The organism is Pedobacter puniceum, assembly GCF_009674685.1.
Classification (GTDB): Bacteria; Bacteroidota; Bacteroidia; order Sphingobacteriales; family Sphingobacteriaceae; genus Pseudopedobacter; species Pseudopedobacter puniceum.
This window is the reverse complement of the sequence record NZ_WKJI01000001.1, coordinates 776,866-792,062: the sequence shown is the minus strand read 5'-3', so window position 1 is coordinate 792,062 and position 15,197 is coordinate 776,866. Positions and strand designations below refer to the sequence as shown.

The 15,197-nt window shown below is 35.1% G+C and carries 8 protein-coding genes; 2 read left to right on the top strand and 6 right to left on the bottom strand.

Translation table 11 applies throughout. The features are described from left to right. Positions 1-70: 70 nt before the first annotated feature. The 4 genes from GJJ64_RS03575 to GJJ64_RS03560 form a co-directional block, all read right to left on the bottom strand. Positions 71-1,666, bottom strand: coding sequence for a RagB/SusD family nutrient uptake outer membrane protein (locus GJJ64_RS03575; RefSeq protein ID WP_154286377.1), 1,596 nt, complete (start codon positions 1,664-1,666; stop codon positions 71-73). A gap of 1 nt (position 1,667) precedes the next feature. Then, positions 1,668-4,967 carry a TonB-dependent receptor gene (locus GJJ64_RS03570; protein ID WP_195759220.1) on the bottom strand — a complete coding sequence of 1,100 codons (3,300 nt, stop codon included), beginning with the start codon at positions 4,965-4,967 and terminating at the stop codon, positions 1,668-1,670. A gap of 200 nt (positions 4,968-5,167) precedes the next feature. After that, the gene (locus GJJ64_RS03565; RefSeq protein ID WP_154286375.1) at positions 5,168-6,316 is read right to left on the bottom strand and encodes a FecR family protein; all 1,149 of its coding nucleotides are present in this window, start codon (positions 6,314-6,316) and stop codon (positions 5,168-5,170) included. 80 nt (positions 6,317-6,396) lie between these two features. After that, positions 6,397-7,707: a DEAD/DEAH box helicase gene (locus GJJ64_RS03560; protein ID WP_154286374.1), complete on the bottom strand. Its 1,311-nt coding sequence runs from the start codon at positions 7,705-7,707 to the stop codon at positions 6,397-6,399. Positions 7,708-7,790: 83 nt separating this feature from the next. Between GJJ64_RS03560 and GJJ64_RS03555 the strand changes: the two genes are divergently transcribed. Together GJJ64_RS03555 and GJJ64_RS03550 are read left to right on the top strand one after the other, a co-directional pair. Continuing rightward, on the top strand, positions 7,791-8,321 hold the full coding sequence (locus tag GJJ64_RS03555; protein ID WP_154286373.1) for an RNA methyltransferase: 531 nt from the start codon (positions 7,791-7,793) through the stop codon (positions 8,319-8,321). 10 nt (positions 8,322-8,331) lie between these two features. Further along, entirely contained in the window at positions 8,332-8,979 is a 648-nt protein-coding gene (locus GJJ64_RS03550; RefSeq protein ID WP_154286372.1) for a DUF4397 domain-containing protein, read from the top strand. 52 nt (positions 8,980-9,031) lie between these two features. Here the strand turns inward: GJJ64_RS03550 and GJJ64_RS03545 are convergent, their stop codons facing one another. Both GJJ64_RS03545 and gltB read right to left on the bottom strand, forming a co-directional pair. Then, positions 9,032-10,510 (bottom strand): glutamate synthase subunit beta, encoded by a 1,479-nt coding sequence (locus GJJ64_RS03545; protein ID WP_154286371.1) that lies wholly within the window; start codon positions 10,508-10,510, stop codon positions 9,032-9,034. Positions 10,511-10,515: 5 nt separating this feature from the next. Continuing rightward, positions 10,516-15,045, bottom strand: coding sequence for a glutamate synthase large subunit (gene gltB / locus GJJ64_RS03540; RefSeq protein WP_154286370.1), 4,530 nt, complete (start codon positions 15,043-15,045; stop codon positions 10,516-10,518). Positions 15,046-15,197: the final 152 nt, after the last annotated feature.

The following is a 15,197-nucleotide window of genomic DNA, read 5'->3' as shown; positions in this document are numbered from 1 at the left end:
AAGTTATAATTGTAAAGAGCTTATTTGGGTATAGCACACACATAAACCAAATGTTTTTTTTGCGGATTATTTACCAGCCTGTATTTTGTACCATTAGACTATTTAATGATATTTCTTGAGTAGGAATAGGAAAAAACAAATCTCTACTACTAAAATTCTGATAAGGTCTTAAAGAAGAAGTCCTGCCTGAATAGCCCAAAGCCGTATTTGAGGCTGATGGTGCGGAAGTAGAAATTATACTTACCATTTGTTGCATGGTAGTGCTTAATAAATTCCAACGTAATAAATCTAACTTACGATGACCTTCAAAAGCTAACTCTCTAGCTCTTTCATCTTTTATCCAATTAAAAAAAGATTGTTTATTTAAGCCAGAAGGTAAATCAGCGGCAGTACTATTTTGCTCTGCTGGGAGTCTGTGGGCCCTTCTTCTCACCATATTTACGGCATGATAAGCCTCTGCTGTAGGCCCATTAATTTCATTTTCTGCCTCTGCAAACATCAATAAGACATCGGCATATCTTAATAAAGGCCAATTTGTACCACCAAAGTTTTTATTATAATCTTTAGTTTGATATTCTCTTCTCCACTTTGCTACATAACGCCCCCATCTATAATTTGCAGGATACATTACTGGCGGGTTATTTCTATCAAAATTAGGATAATAAAACGGGGCTATATTCCAATCTCTTCTTAAATCACCTATACCATATAAATTATACAATACTCCTGTAGCTGTATAATTACCTTGCATAAACCCTGTCCTATCGTCGTTATTCCTGATGCCAATAGTAGAGCCAAAGCGCTCTCCTTCGTTTCTTTGTGAATTATTATCTTGCTCAAATTCTACTTCCCAAATAGATTCTTTTATATCATAAATATCAGCACTATGGTTAATGAATATTTGCTTATAATCAGGATTTAGACTGTGGATTCCTGATTGTATTACTTTTAAAGCCCAATCTTTTGCTTCTTGATAATATGAGGCATCTTGCAAACGTCCTGCCGCGTGTAAAAAAACTCTTGCTAAAACACCTGCAACAGCAGTTTTAGAGACCCTACCAGCATGATTATAAGAGGTTATATCATTTACTAAATCATAAGAATTGATCATGTCTTGAATAACCGCTTCATAAACCCGTTTGGCAGGAGTTCTAGCAATATAAATTTGATTTAAAGAATTTGTTGATGATAATTTTAATGGTACATCGCCCCAATAAGACACTAATATAAAATGATAATAAGCTCTTAAAAACATAGCTTCTCCCCTAATCTTATTCTTTACATCTAAAGAAACTTGTGCTTTATTGATATTTTCAAGTAACAAATTAGCTCTTTGTATGCCAGAGTAAAGAGCTGTCCAACAATTAAAAAACCTATCATAAGAGGCACTTGCATTATAAGCATCAGCGGCAGCTTCTGTATTGGCGCCTCTTCTTAAAATCTCATCATTTGAAGCAGGTGCTTCTAAAGATAAAAATCTAGAGTAAGTGCCTTCATTAGTGCTTCCCAATTCAGAATAAACAGCCATTAAAGCAGCTGTTAGTTCTTGTTCATTATTATAAAAAGTCTCTGGTGTAGCAAAGTTAATAGGCTTTGTTTCTAAATAATTCTCGCAAGAACTATGTAGTATTAAAAACAAAAACGCTATGGATGTTAGACTTTTCATATTAAAAAGAAATATCTAAACCTAATGTTACCACTTTTGCTCTTGGATATGCAGAATAATCTAAACCCGGTGTTAAAGCAGAATCAAATACTGAAACTTCTGGGTCATTACCTGAATATCTAGTTAATGTAATTAGGTTTTGAGCGGCTACATAAACTCTAAAATTGCTTATTGCTAAACGCTGTAAAAGTTTATTTTCTACTTTATAACCTAAATTTATGGTTTTTAATCTAATAAAAGAACCATCCTCTATAACTCTTGATGAATAAACTGATGGCCCCCATCCTCTTGTTCTAAAATGCTCATTTGATGGGTTTTCTGGCGTCCAACGATTTTGGTAGCTTGCAAATTGGTTAGCACCCAATGTAGTGGTACCACCTTCCATTAAATACCTGTTTACGTTCATCACTTCATTACCATAAACAAACTGCAAGAAAACATGAACATCAAAATTTTTAAAGCTGAGGTTATTAGCTAAACCTCCAAAAAACTTGGGATTAGGGTTTCCTATCTCTGTTCTATCTTGCATATCAACAACATTATCACCATTAATATCTTTATACTTGATATCACCGGGTTGTATATTTTGTCGTGGATTACCATTATTAGGAATATCTGCTTTTAGTACATAAGTACCTGTAGGTGTTTTATCAAAATCATAAAATTGATAAACTCCATCCCAAACAAAACCATAAAACATAGCCACAGGCTGCCCAATACGGGCTACATAAGCTGGATTTTGCGCATAATCATTCCCAGAGTTCCACCTCACTGTACTTAATAACTCTTTTTGATTTTGAGCTAAGCCTACTAATTTTGTTCTATTGAAAGATATGTTGAAAGAAGTATTCCACTTTATTTTTTCATTTCTGATATTAAAAGATTGTAAAGTAAGCTCTAAACCTTTATTCTCAACAGCACCTATATTCTGGAAAACATTACTAAATCCACTAGAAGTAGGTAATTGTGCATTTAATAATAAGTCGTTTGTTTTCTTTTTATAAATATCTGCTGTTAAAGTAAAACGCTGATTAAGAAAACCAATATCTAAACCAAAATCTAATTCTGCTGTACTTTCCCATTTTAAATCGGGATTACTTAAATTAGAAACATAAGCACCACTTATAAAAGTCCCACCTGGCATATAAGAATTATTGCCTCCTTGGGTAATAGCACCATAATATGCATACTCACTAATTCTGTTATTTCCTGTTAAACCGTAGCTTAATCTTAATTTGGTTTCTGATAAAAAATGAAGCCCCTGCATAAACTTCTCTTGCGCTATATTCCACGCAAAAGATCCAGAAGGGAAATAGCCCCATTGATTATTACCGGTAAACTTTGATGAACCATCTGCTCTAAAAGTTCCTGTGAATAAATATTTTGATTTATAGTTATAGTTTAATCTACCTAAAAAAGAAAGCAGCCTATTTTCTGAGTTTTGAGAAGGAATAGCAACTGGTACACCTTGGGCTAACCCTCCGATACCTAAAGTTTCATTAGGTATTCTGATAGCTCCAGAACCATAGTAAGCAAATTTATTTTCCTGAATGGTAAAACCCGAAAGTAATGTAAAGAAATGCTCTTTATTGATTGATTTTTGATAAGTAAGTGTATTCTCATTAATTAAATTGCTGAGCTCCGTAAAAGTTATAGCACCATTAACACCACGTTGCCCTAACGGACTAGCGCTACTTCCTTGCCTAGTTTTAGAGTTATTAAACTCATCATTTCTGAGCTTACTTAAATTTAAACCTGCTGTTACTCTTAATTTTAAAGCATTACTAATGTCGTAAACGCCATAAACATTTGAGGTTAAAAGGCTATTCATACGGTCTCTCAACTCATTTGTAGCAGTAAGTACTGGGTTCCATTGGTAATTGGTTGCAGATGCTACTGCCGGATCTTGCGCATTATTTAAAAGCTCATCTAAAGAGAAGTTACCTGCAATTGGCCTATACTGCCAAGTATTAATTAAAATATTTAGGAATGTGTTTCTGGTACCTGTAAAAATAGTACCATAGCTTTTTAAGCTACTTAAATTAGCGTTTACTCCAACTTTAAAGCGTTTATTCAAACTTTGCTCTATCACCAATCTGGCTTGATAACGTTTAAATCCTGAGGCTATAACTGTTCCTTTTTGGTCAAACAAAGAGCTTGAAAAAGCATAGCTATTATCTTTATTACCGCCTCTAACAGCAAAATAAGAACTCAACATAGGTGCTTCTCTAAAAAGTTCATCCTGCCAATTGATGCCATTTTCATTTCGATAACTTTCTAAAGTTTTACCATCTTGTAGATATATACCTGCAGCTCTAATAGAGTCTAACTCCAATTGATATTTTACAAACTCATATGGTTTCATAAGCTCTATCTGCGAGGTATTTCCTTGCAAGCCATAATAGTTATTAAAAGAGAAAACCGACTTTCCTTTTATACCTTTTTTAGTACTTACAATAACAACACCATTAGCACCTCTGGCGCCATAAATAGCTGTAGATGAAGCATCTTTTAAAACCTCAATTGAAGCAATATCATCTGGGTGTATAGCATTTATATTATAATCTTCTATTGGAAAACCATCAATCACATAAAGTGGAGAATTATCTTGAGTTACAGAATTACCACCTCTTACAATAATGGTTGGCACTGCGCCCGGCTGCCCATCAGGCGAGGTAACTTGTACACCTGCAACACGTCCTGCAAAAGCATCATCAAAAGACTTTACAGGTGCTTTTGTTAAATCTTTCATGTTTACTTCACCAACAGAGCCTGTTAAATCTCTTTTATTTACCTCTCCATAACCTACAATTATAATTTCCTCTAGTATTTTCAGATCTGGCTTTAATTGAATATCAATATTAAAATTATCTTGGATAATAACTTCTTGTTTTTGATATCCCAAAGCCTCAAAACTTATGATTTGATCTTTTACATCATTGATAACAAGTTTATACTTTCCTTCTTCATCTGTAATGGTATTGATATTCTTACTTTTAATGCCAATTCTGGCCCCTGGAAACCCAATTCCTTTTTCATCCGTAACAATTCCATAAATAACCATGATTTCTGGACTACTTACTTCTTTTTCTTTAAGGATGATATTTTGCTTAACAATGGTATAGGTAAGAGGTTGATTTCTAAAGACTAAATCCAAGACTTCTCCAATCTCGGCATTTTTTATTTTGATATCTACGGGCTTTGCTTTTTCTAGAATAATGGTATTAAAAACAAAGCGATAGGAAGTTTGCTGCTCTATCAGTTGAAAGATATTTTCTAAGGATGCTTTTCTTTCAGACAAAGAAATTTTTTGAGCATGTGTCTTTGTTATTGCTAACAGAAGAAAACATACCAGCATCAGAAGCCTGTAGAAACCGAAGCTTATAAAAATTTTAAACGGCCCATGAAATTGACTAAAGCGGTCGCCATCTCTAAAGTAATTCACGAAATAAGACCTTTTAATTTAATTGGTTAACAGCAATTGTAAAACAACAAGATACGCTATTTTACAATAACTTTCCTACCTTCTACCTTAAATTTTATGGTACCAGTAAGTTCAAGTGTTTTTAGTACTTCAGAAAGGCTTTCATCTCTGGAAATGGTGCCTACAAACTCTTTATTTTCCATATTACCCTCATAAACAATTTCAACATCATACCATCTAGAAATCTTATTCATGATCGTGTAAATATGCTCCTTATCAAAAATAAATAAACCATTTTTCCAAGCTAAAGCTTCTTTAACATTTGCTTTTTTAACCACTAACTTTTCGGATTTTGAAGATAGGGTTGATTGCTCACCAGGGGTAAGAATAAAACTGTTTTGAGATTGATTATTTACTTTTACCGCACCTTCCACAAGTGTGGTTTTAAAATCCTCATTATGGTAGGCTTGTATATTAAAATGTGTTCCTAATACCTCAACCTCCATTTTCTTATGATGTGAGGCATCATTTACTAAAACCTTAAAAGGCTTATTTTTATTCTTAGCTACTTCAAAATAAGCTTCACCCTGAAGTTCAACAACTCTTTTATCATCGTTAAAAACAGTAGGAAAACGTAAAGACGATGCCGCATTTAACCAAACTTTTGTGCCATCTTCTAGCTCAACTTTATATTGCCCTCCTTTAGGAGTATAAATCATGTTAAATACGCTTTCATTGGTATTATCGCCACTTTTATAACTTAATAAATCGTTTTGTTTATTGATTTTTGCATTACCATCATACTTCACAAAACCATCTTTTGTCTCATTAAGTACAATTTCAGAGCCGTCAGAAAGTTTTAAGATTGCCCCATTTTTACCGGGTTTTAACTCTTCTTGAATAAGCGTTTTTTTTACGATTTGGTTATCGTTTAAGTTTTTATCCTGAGATTGGAAATAATAAAATAAAGAAAAAACAGCTAATAATATAGATGCGGCTGCCAACCATGTAAAGTTTCTCTTAGAAGAAGTTTTATGAATTTCTTTTGAAATTTGGTTATAGATTTCAGCCTGCACATTAGCTTTAACACCCATTTTTTCCTCATCCCACTGGTATTCAGCCAGTTCAAAATCATCATGATAATTTAAAAGGCTTTGCTCTTCATCCTCAGTTAGTTTCCCCTCCTGATATTTTTCATAAAGCTTAATATACTCTTCTTGTGTCATTAAATTAATAGAGCTAAATGCATTGACTAACACACATTATTTATAAAAAAAATTGGAGCTGCAAATATATTTAAAATAGATTACTCATCTATCCCTATTTTATATCGCTTCCCTTTAATTTTTTCTTGGCTAACTTTCTTCAACACCTCTCTTGCTTTTTTTCTTTTTACAGCCACATAAGACATTTGGTCGTAAATAGCTATTAAGCCCACTTCATCCTTAGCTAAATCACCTTTTTTATATAAAAGACCTGCAATATCCATCTTGCTCAACTTATCTTTTTTACCTCCTGCAATGTAAAAGGTAACCCATCCGGTATGGTTTAAATTTATTTCCCTTTCTTCTACCACTGTATCTGTAAATTCATATTCTTTCAAATACGGAGGAACAGTTTCTTCTTCGGATAGTAACAAATAAGCTTTACCACTAGCTTTCATTCTTGCTGTTCTACCATTTCTATGTATAAAAGCATCAAGCGTATGCGGAATTTGGTAATGGATAACCGTTTCTATTTCAGGAATATCTAAACCCCTGGAAGCTAAATCTGTAGTAACTAATATATTATAGGTTCCATTTCTAAACTTAAAAAGTGCCTTTTCTCTATCTTGCTGTACCAAACCTCCATGATAAACGCCATTTACAATTCCTTTATCAGCCAACATCAAGGTAATCCGTTCTACAGCATCTCTATGGTTACAGAAAACCAAGCTTTGACCATCTTTATTTCTGTAAAGAACATCCATCAAAATATTGAATTTATCTTTTGATTTTGATTGTAGGATAACGGTTTTAATATCCGGGATAGCCTCTAAATCTTTTAAGAAATTAAGTGTTTTTAGCTTTTGAAGCTGCAAAAATGCTGGAAAATCTTCTAATTGGGTAGCCGATGTAAGAACTTTCTGTTCCAACTTAAATAATGAAGATACAATCTCTGACATATCTTCCTCAAAGCCCAACTCTAAAGATTTATCAAATTCATCTAATACCAAAGTTTTAACAGAAGAAACATCAAAATTTCCTTCTCTGATGTGGTAAGCCAACCTACCTGGAGTAGCCACTATAATTACCGGAGCATCTGACAATGAACTTTTTTCTACTTTAGTAGAATGCCCGCCATAGCAACAAGTTATTTTATAGCCTGATTGTAATTGCCTAAAAACCTGGTCTATTTGCATAGCCAATTCTCTAGAAGGTACTACAACAATAGCTTGTACCCCTTTTATTTGACGATTAAGTTTTTGAACCAAAGGCAATAGAAATGCTAATGTCTTCCCAGAACCTGTTGGAGACAGCACCATAACATCATTTTTTTGTGCAATAGCCTCTAAAGCGGCATTTTGCATTTCGTTTAATGTTGTTATTTGTAATTTTTGAAGGAGCTCTTTTAGCATAACTTGTATTTAAAAAGCAAATATCTTTTAAATTTATCTGTTTACAGCAATTTGATAAAGAAAAAGCATAGTATCTTTAGGGCATGAGAAAACTTAAGCTTGATGAACTTAACCGACCATCAATCGAAGAATTTAAACAACAAGAAAAACTACCCATTATTGTAGTTTTAGACAATGTAAGAAGTTTACACAATGTAGGCTCGGCTTTTAGAACGGCTGATGGTTTTGCAGTTGAGGCTTTATATTTATGTGGCATTACGGCGCAACCACCACACCGAGAAATAGAAAAAACGGCATTGGGTGCAACGCAATCTATCCAATGGAAGTATTTCGAACGTGTTGCTGATGCTCTTGAAGAACTAAAAACACAATCATACCAAATTGTAGCTATTGAACAAGCAGAAAACAGCGTTTCTTTATTAGATTATCAACCAGAGAGTGATCAAAAATTTGCTTTATTTTTTGGTAATGAGGTAAATGGTGTAAGCGATGAAGTGATGAAAGAAGTGGATACTTGTTTAGAAATCCCTCAATTTGGCACTAAACATTCTTTCAATATCGTTATCAGTACAGGTATTGTACTTTGGGATTTTTACAGTAAACTCCATAAATAATCAACACGCTATGAATCATATTTTTAAGCTTTTATTGATAGCTCTTTTATTTACTTCTTGTAGTTCTGAGGATGGCTCTGTCACTAGCGGTACCGCACAAGTAAATATCATTAACGTTTTGGAAGGCTCTGCGAAGCAAGATATTTATTTTGATGATGTAAAATCTACCATGACACCTTTAGGCTATTTAGAAAGTACTGGTTATAGCGCTTTGCCTGCAGGCAACCGTAAAATAGAGTTTAAAAATACAGGAACAGCTTTTGTAAACTCTTCATCTTCTTTAAGAACTACAGCAGATAGGTATTATACCTATTTCTTTAGCGGAGGAAGTCAAAACACAGCTTTACAAGTAGAAGATAGCCGCACACCATCTGCATTAAATAATGCCAGAATAAGGTTCATACATTTTAGTTATGCCAACCAAAACACAGGTATTACGGTTAGAAACGCAAGCGATGTAGCCCTAATTAGTAACTTAGGTTTTAAAACCGCTTCTAGTTATATTGAGGTAGAACCAGGCTCTATCTTAAGAATATTTCCTTCTAGTGGTACAACTCCCCTGTTAACTACTAATTATAACTTTCTAGCAAATAAGAATTATACCTTATTCATATCGGGTAACGGTACGCCCACATTTACAGTATTGGTAAATAATTAAAATAAAAAAAGCCGACATTTAGTCGGCTTTCTTATTTCTATATGTTTGATGATTACATTACTTCTTCAAACATATTTACTGCTTCTTTGCTTTCTAAGTTAGAGTGCCCCATTAAATATTGGTCAATCTTTCTAGCTGCTTCTCTACCTTCTGATATTGCCCAAACAACTAGTGATTGTCCTCTTCTCATATCTCCTGCAGTAAATACCCTATCTACATTGGTTCTGTAAACACCTTCTGTAGCTAGTACGTTTTTACGTCCGTCAAGTTCAACACCTAACTGTTCTAACATACCATCATATTGAGGGTTCACAAATCCCATGGCTAAGAATACTCTTTGGCAAGGAATAACTCTTTCTGTACCTTCAACTTCAGTAAATTTAACTGGTCTACCCATGGCATCAACCTCCCACTGTACATCTACAATACGAAGCTCTTTTAATTCGCCATTTTCATCGCCAATAAACTCTTTAGTATTGATACCCCAGTAACGCTCACACCCCTCTTCATGTGAAGTTGTTGTTTTAAGCAACATTGGGTAAGTAGGCCAAGGCATATTATCTGTACGCTCTTTTGATGGCTTAAACATCAATTCAAATTGTAAGATAGATTTTGCACCCTGACGGTTTGAAGTTCCAACACAGTCAGATCCAGTATCACCACCACCAATAACAACCACATCTTTACCAGTAGCAAGAATTTCTTCTTCAGTTACAGGCTCATTACTTACGCGTTTGTTTTGTTGTTTTAAAAACTGCATGGCAAAGTAAACACCTTTAAGTTCTCTACCTTTTATAGGTAAATCTCTTGGTATGGTAGAACCTCCAGCTAATAAAACAGCATCAAATTCTTTAGTTAATTCCTTTGCGTTGATATCTTTACCTACTTCGGTATTACATTTAAATATAATACCACTTTCTTTCATCACTTCTACTCTACGCTCAACTACAGTTTTCTCTAATTTGAAATCAGGAATACCATATCTTAACAAACCACCTGGTTGGCTGTCTCTTTCAAAAACAGTTACTTCATGACCAGCTTTGTTTAACTGTGCTGCCGCTGCTAAACCTGCTGGACCAGAACCTACAACAGCTACTTTTTTGCCAGTGCGAATTAATGGTGCATGAGGTTTAACATATCCTTTAGAATATGCAATCTCAATGATATGCTTTTCTATTTCTTCAATAGCTACAGCAGGTTTATTGATTCCTAATACACATGCAGATTCACATGGTGCAGGACAAATTCTGCCTGTAAACTCAGGGAAGTTATTGGTTGAGCTTAATATTTGATAAGCTTCTTCCCAATTTGCTTTATAAACGGCATCATTAAACTCTGGAATAACATTCCCTAGCGGACAACCCGAGTGGCAAAATGGGATACCACAATTCATACATCTTGCTGATTGTTGGTTAAGCTTTTCATCACTATACATACCAACAAACTCTTTATAATTTTTTACCCTTTCCTGGGCAGGAACTTTCTCTGGAAGTTCTCTTTGATATTCTTTAAATCCTGTAACTTTTCCCATGACTCTTAGCTAATCGACTCCAATTTTTGCTTTTGCGATAATACTTTTTTGTATTCCTGAGGGAATACTTTGATAAATTTAACTGACTCTTTGCCCCAATTTTCAATTAAAAATTTAGCAACTGTACTTTGTGTTAATTGATGATGTTTACGTAATAGATTGATGATTTCTTCTTCATCTGATGGAGATAAAGGATCCAAATCAACCATTTCACGATTACAATTATCTACAAAGTCGCCATCAATATCATAAATCCAAGCGATACCGCCACTCATACCAGCAGCAAAGTTTCTTCCTGTTTTACCAATAATTAATGTTTTACCACCAGTCATGTACTCGCAACCGTGGTCTCCAACACCTTCTACAACTGCTGTTGCACCAGAGTTACGTACCGCAAAACGCTCACCAGCCATACCTCTGATAAATAGCTCTCCAGAAGTAGCACCATACAATACTACGTTACCAACAATCATGTTCTCTTCTGGCTTAAACTTACTTTCTTTAGCAGGATAAATAGCCAATTGAGCACCTGATAAACCTTTTCCAACATAGTCATTTGCTTCGCCTTCTAACTCAAAAGAGATACCTTTTGCTGCGAAAGCACCAAAACTTTGTCCGGCAGAACCTTTAAACTTGTAATTGATGGTATTGTCTGGTAAACCAGCAGAACCGTAAACCTTAGCAATCTCATTAGACAACATGGTACCAATGGTACGGTCGGTATTTTTAACATTGAAAGTACCAAATACCGGAGTTTTATCTTTGATAGCTTGTTCAGCTTCTTTAATTAACTGCCAATCTAAGATTTGATCCATTCCATGGTCTTGAGACTCGCTGTTATATAAAGTCATTCCTTTAGGGAATGATACTGGGTGTAAGATAGCAGAAAGGTCTACTTTCTTAGCTTTCCAGTGGGTAATATTATCTCTTGATTTTAAGAACTGCACACGGCCAACCATTTCATTAATGGTTCTGAAACCAAGTTCAGCCATAATCTCTCTCATCTCTTCTGCCATAAATCTGAACAGATTTACAACATGCTCTGGCTTACCGCTAAATAATTTTCTTAACTCTGGATCTTGTGTTGCAACACCTACAGGGCAAGTATTTAAGTGGCATTTTCTCATCATGATACAACCGCCAGCTACTAAAGCTGCTGTTGCAACACCCCATTCCTCAGCACCTAATAAAGCTGCAATAACCAAGTCTCTTCCGGTTTTTAACTGTCCATCGGCTTGTAAAACCACCCTACTTCTTAGTTTATTTTTAACTAAAGTTTGGTGTGCTTCTGCTAAACCAAGTTCCCAAGGTAAACCAGCATGTTTTACAGAACTTATTGGAGAAGCTCCAGTACCACCGTCATAACCTGCAATTAAGATAACATCAGCGTGTGCTTTGGCAACACCAGCAGAGATAGTACCTACACCTGCTTTAGAAACCAATTTTACGTTCACTCTAGCTGCTCTGTTTGCATTTTTCAAGTCGAATATTAGCTGCGCTAAATCTTCAATAGAGTAAATATCGTGGTGTGGTGGAGGAGAAATTAAACCTACTCCTGGTGTAGAGTGACGTGTTTTTGCTATCCACTCATCAACCTTATGCCCTGGTAGCTGGCCACCCTCACCTGGTTTAGCACCTTGAGCCATCTTAATTTGTAACTCATCGGCGTTAGTTAAGTAGTTGATGGTTACTCCAAATCTTCCTGATGCAATTTGCTTAATAGCAGAACGCATAGAGTCTCCATTTGGAAGTGGTGTATATCTCATCTCATCTTCACCACCTTCACCTGTGTTGCTTTTTGCTCCAATTCTGTTCATCGCGATAGCTAAAGTACTATGCGCTTCATGAGAAATAGAGCCAAAAGACATCGCACCGGTAGCAAATCTGGTCATGATATTTTCTGCCGGTTCTACTTCATCAATAGAAATTGGCTCTCTGTGATGAGAAAAGTCCATTAAACCACGTAGCGTATACATACGCTCTGCCTGGTTATTAATTGCTTTTGCGTATTTCTTATAAACTTCGTAATCGTTTGTACGAGTTGCGTGTTGTAATAAGTGTACAGTTTCTGGATTGAATAAGTGAGCTTCACCTCTTCTTTTCCACTGGTAAATACCACCTTCTGGTAATAAATGGCTATCAGCATCTTCGCCTTTAAAGCCATTAATATGTTTACTTAATGCTTCTTTAGCAATTTCATCTAAACCTAAACCTTCTATTCTGGTAATACCGCCTGTAAAGTATTTCTCTACAACTTCTTTGTTGATACCTAAAATCTCAAAAATTTGAGAACCATGGTAAGATTGTAAAGTAGAGATACCCATTTTAGAGAATATCTTCAACAAACCATCACAAACGGCTTTGATATAATTATAAACGAGTTTTTTATCGTCTAAAGTAGTTTCTAATTTACCATCTTCTCTTAAGGTATGGATAGATGCTAAAGCTAAATAAGGGTTAATAGCTGTTGCACCAAACGCCAATAAACAAGCAAAATGATGAACTTCCCAAACATCGCCAGCCTCAACAACTAAACCTACAGCCCCACGTAGTCCTTTTTTAATTAAGTGGTGGTGTACTGCAGATACTGCTAATAAAGAAGGAATAGCAGCATGTTCAGAATCTATAGCTCTATCTGATAAGATTAGAACCTCAAAACCATCATTAACAGCATCTTCTGCATAACGGCATAAACGCTCTAAACCTCTTTCTAAAGCTCCAGAAACATTATCTGCTTTGAAGTAAGTTTGTAAGGTTTTAGCATTAAATAAACCTGTATCTATACTTCTAAGTTTCTCTAATTCTTTATCTGTTAAAATTGGATGTTTTAGAGTAACACAGTGGCAGTGCATTTTATCTTCATCCAAAATATTTCCATTGTTACCAATGAAAGTTGCCAAGCTCATCACCAAACGCTCACGAATAGGGTCTATTGGTGGGTTGGTAACCTGCGCAAAGAATTGTTTGAAATAGCTTGATAAATGTTGCGGTCTGTCTGAAAGGATAGCCAAAGGAACATCAGTACCCATAGAACCTACAGGCTCTTTACCATCTAAAGCCATAGGCTTGATGATTGTCTCTACATCCTCACGGCTATAACCAAACACTTTTTGGTAACGGTAAACAGATTCTTTAGTAAGATTAGTAAAAGAAACGCGAGGCTCAGGAAGCTCTTCCATCCTGATTTTGTAGTTCTCTAACCATCTGCCATAAGGCTGTCTGCCAGCTATTTGTGCTTTTATCTCTTCGTCGGTAATAATTTTGCCGTCCTCAATATCAATCAAGAACATCTTACCTGGTTGTAACCTACCTTTTCTAAGTACAGTACTTTCGTCGATAGTTAATACACCCGCCTCAGAAGCAACAATTGCAGTACCATCAGAAGTAATTACATAACGTAAAGGACGTAAGCCGTTTCTATCTAAAATAGAACCAATTAATTTTTTACCATCAGTAAAAGTTAATGCAGCCGGACCATCCCAAGGCTCCATCAGCGTAGCGTGATACTCATAAAACGCTTTCTTTAATGGATCCATAGCTTCATTACCATCCCAAGCTTCTGGCACCAACATCATCATTACATGTGGTAATGATCTGCCTGAATGTGTTAATACCTCTACGATATTATCTAAACAAGCCGAGTCTGATTGGTTATTATCAATAACAGGTAAAAGAATTTCCATCTCTTCCTGTGTAAAATAAGGTGATACTAAAGATCTTACGCCAGAATAGAACCAGTTTAGGTTTCCGGTTAAGGTATTGATTTCTCCGTTATGAGATATAAATCTAAACGGTTGAGCCAATTTCCATGAAGGGAAAGTATTGGTTGAGAAACGAGAGTGAACCATACCAAAAGCTGATATGAAACGCTCGTCTTGTAAATCTGCGTAGTATTGACGAACCTGATAAGTAGTTAATTGTCCTTTATAAACAATCACTCTTGATGATAATGAAGTAAAGTAAAACTGATCTGCATTTGTTTTTACCTCTTCAGAAACGGTTCTGGTAATTAATCTTCTTAATACGTATAATTTACGTTCAAATTCATCATTGTCTTTTACATGCTCTGGCTTAGCCACAAAAAGCTGTTTCACTTGTGGCTCTACCGTTCTTGCAGTTTCTCCAATAACAGAAGAATTTACAGGCACTTTTCTAAATCCTAAAATAGGAATATTTAGCTGTGCTGCACAATCAGTAATAATTTTACGTATTGCTTTCTTCGCTAATGAGTCCTTTGGCAAGAACATCATACCCACACCATATTGACCTGGTTCTTTTAAGTCAATTTCTAATTCATTACATTCCTCTAGAAAGAATTCATGTGGAATTTGCATTAAAATTCCGGCACCATCTCCAGAATCAGGATCGCAGCCACAAGCTCCCCTGTGTTCCATATTTTCCAGAATAGTTAAAGCATTCTGAATAATTTGGTGCGATTTTTTACCGTTGATATTGGTAATAAATCCTGTCCCACATGCATCATGTTCAAATTTCGGATCGTATAAGCCCTGCTGAGATTGATCAGATTGATTCATTAATATAAATTATAGTTTCGGTTTGAAACCGAAAAATACGAATTTTTCTGCCCAAATAGCACATTGCTAATATTTTTATAATTTTCGTAATAAAAAAGCGAATTGAAACTCATTTTCTTAATTTATTAACAATACAACACCCCTTAAATTAC

What these genes read in the sequence shown, in the direction of transcription:
- GJJ64_RS03575 (WP_154286377.1), bottom strand. Translation starts at nt 1,666, where the DNA reads ATGAAAAGTCTAACATCCATAGCGTTTTTGTTTTTAATACTACATAGT.
- GJJ64_RS03565 (WP_154286375.1), bottom strand. Translation starts at nt 6,316, where the DNA reads ATGACACAAGAAGAGTATATTAAGCTTTATGAAAAATATCAGGAGGGG.
- GJJ64_RS03560 (WP_154286374.1), bottom strand. Translation starts at nt 7,707, where the DNA reads ATGCTAAAAGAGCTCCTTCAAAAATTACAAATAACAACATTAAACGAA.
- GJJ64_RS03555 (WP_154286373.1), top strand. Translation starts at nt 7,791, where the DNA reads ATGAGAAAACTTAAGCTTGATGAACTTAACCGACCATCAATCGAAGAA.
- GJJ64_RS03550 (WP_154286372.1), top strand. Translation starts at nt 8,332, where the DNA reads ATGAATCATATTTTTAAGCTTTTATTGATAGCTCTTTTATTTACTTCT.
- GJJ64_RS03545 (WP_154286371.1), bottom strand. Translation starts at nt 10,510, where the DNA reads ATGGGAAAAGTTACAGGATTTAAAGAATATCAAAGAGAACTTCCAGAG.
- gltB (WP_154286370.1), bottom strand. Translation starts at nt 15,045, where the DNA reads ATGAATCAATCTGATCAATCTCAGCAGGGCTTATACGATCCGAAATTT.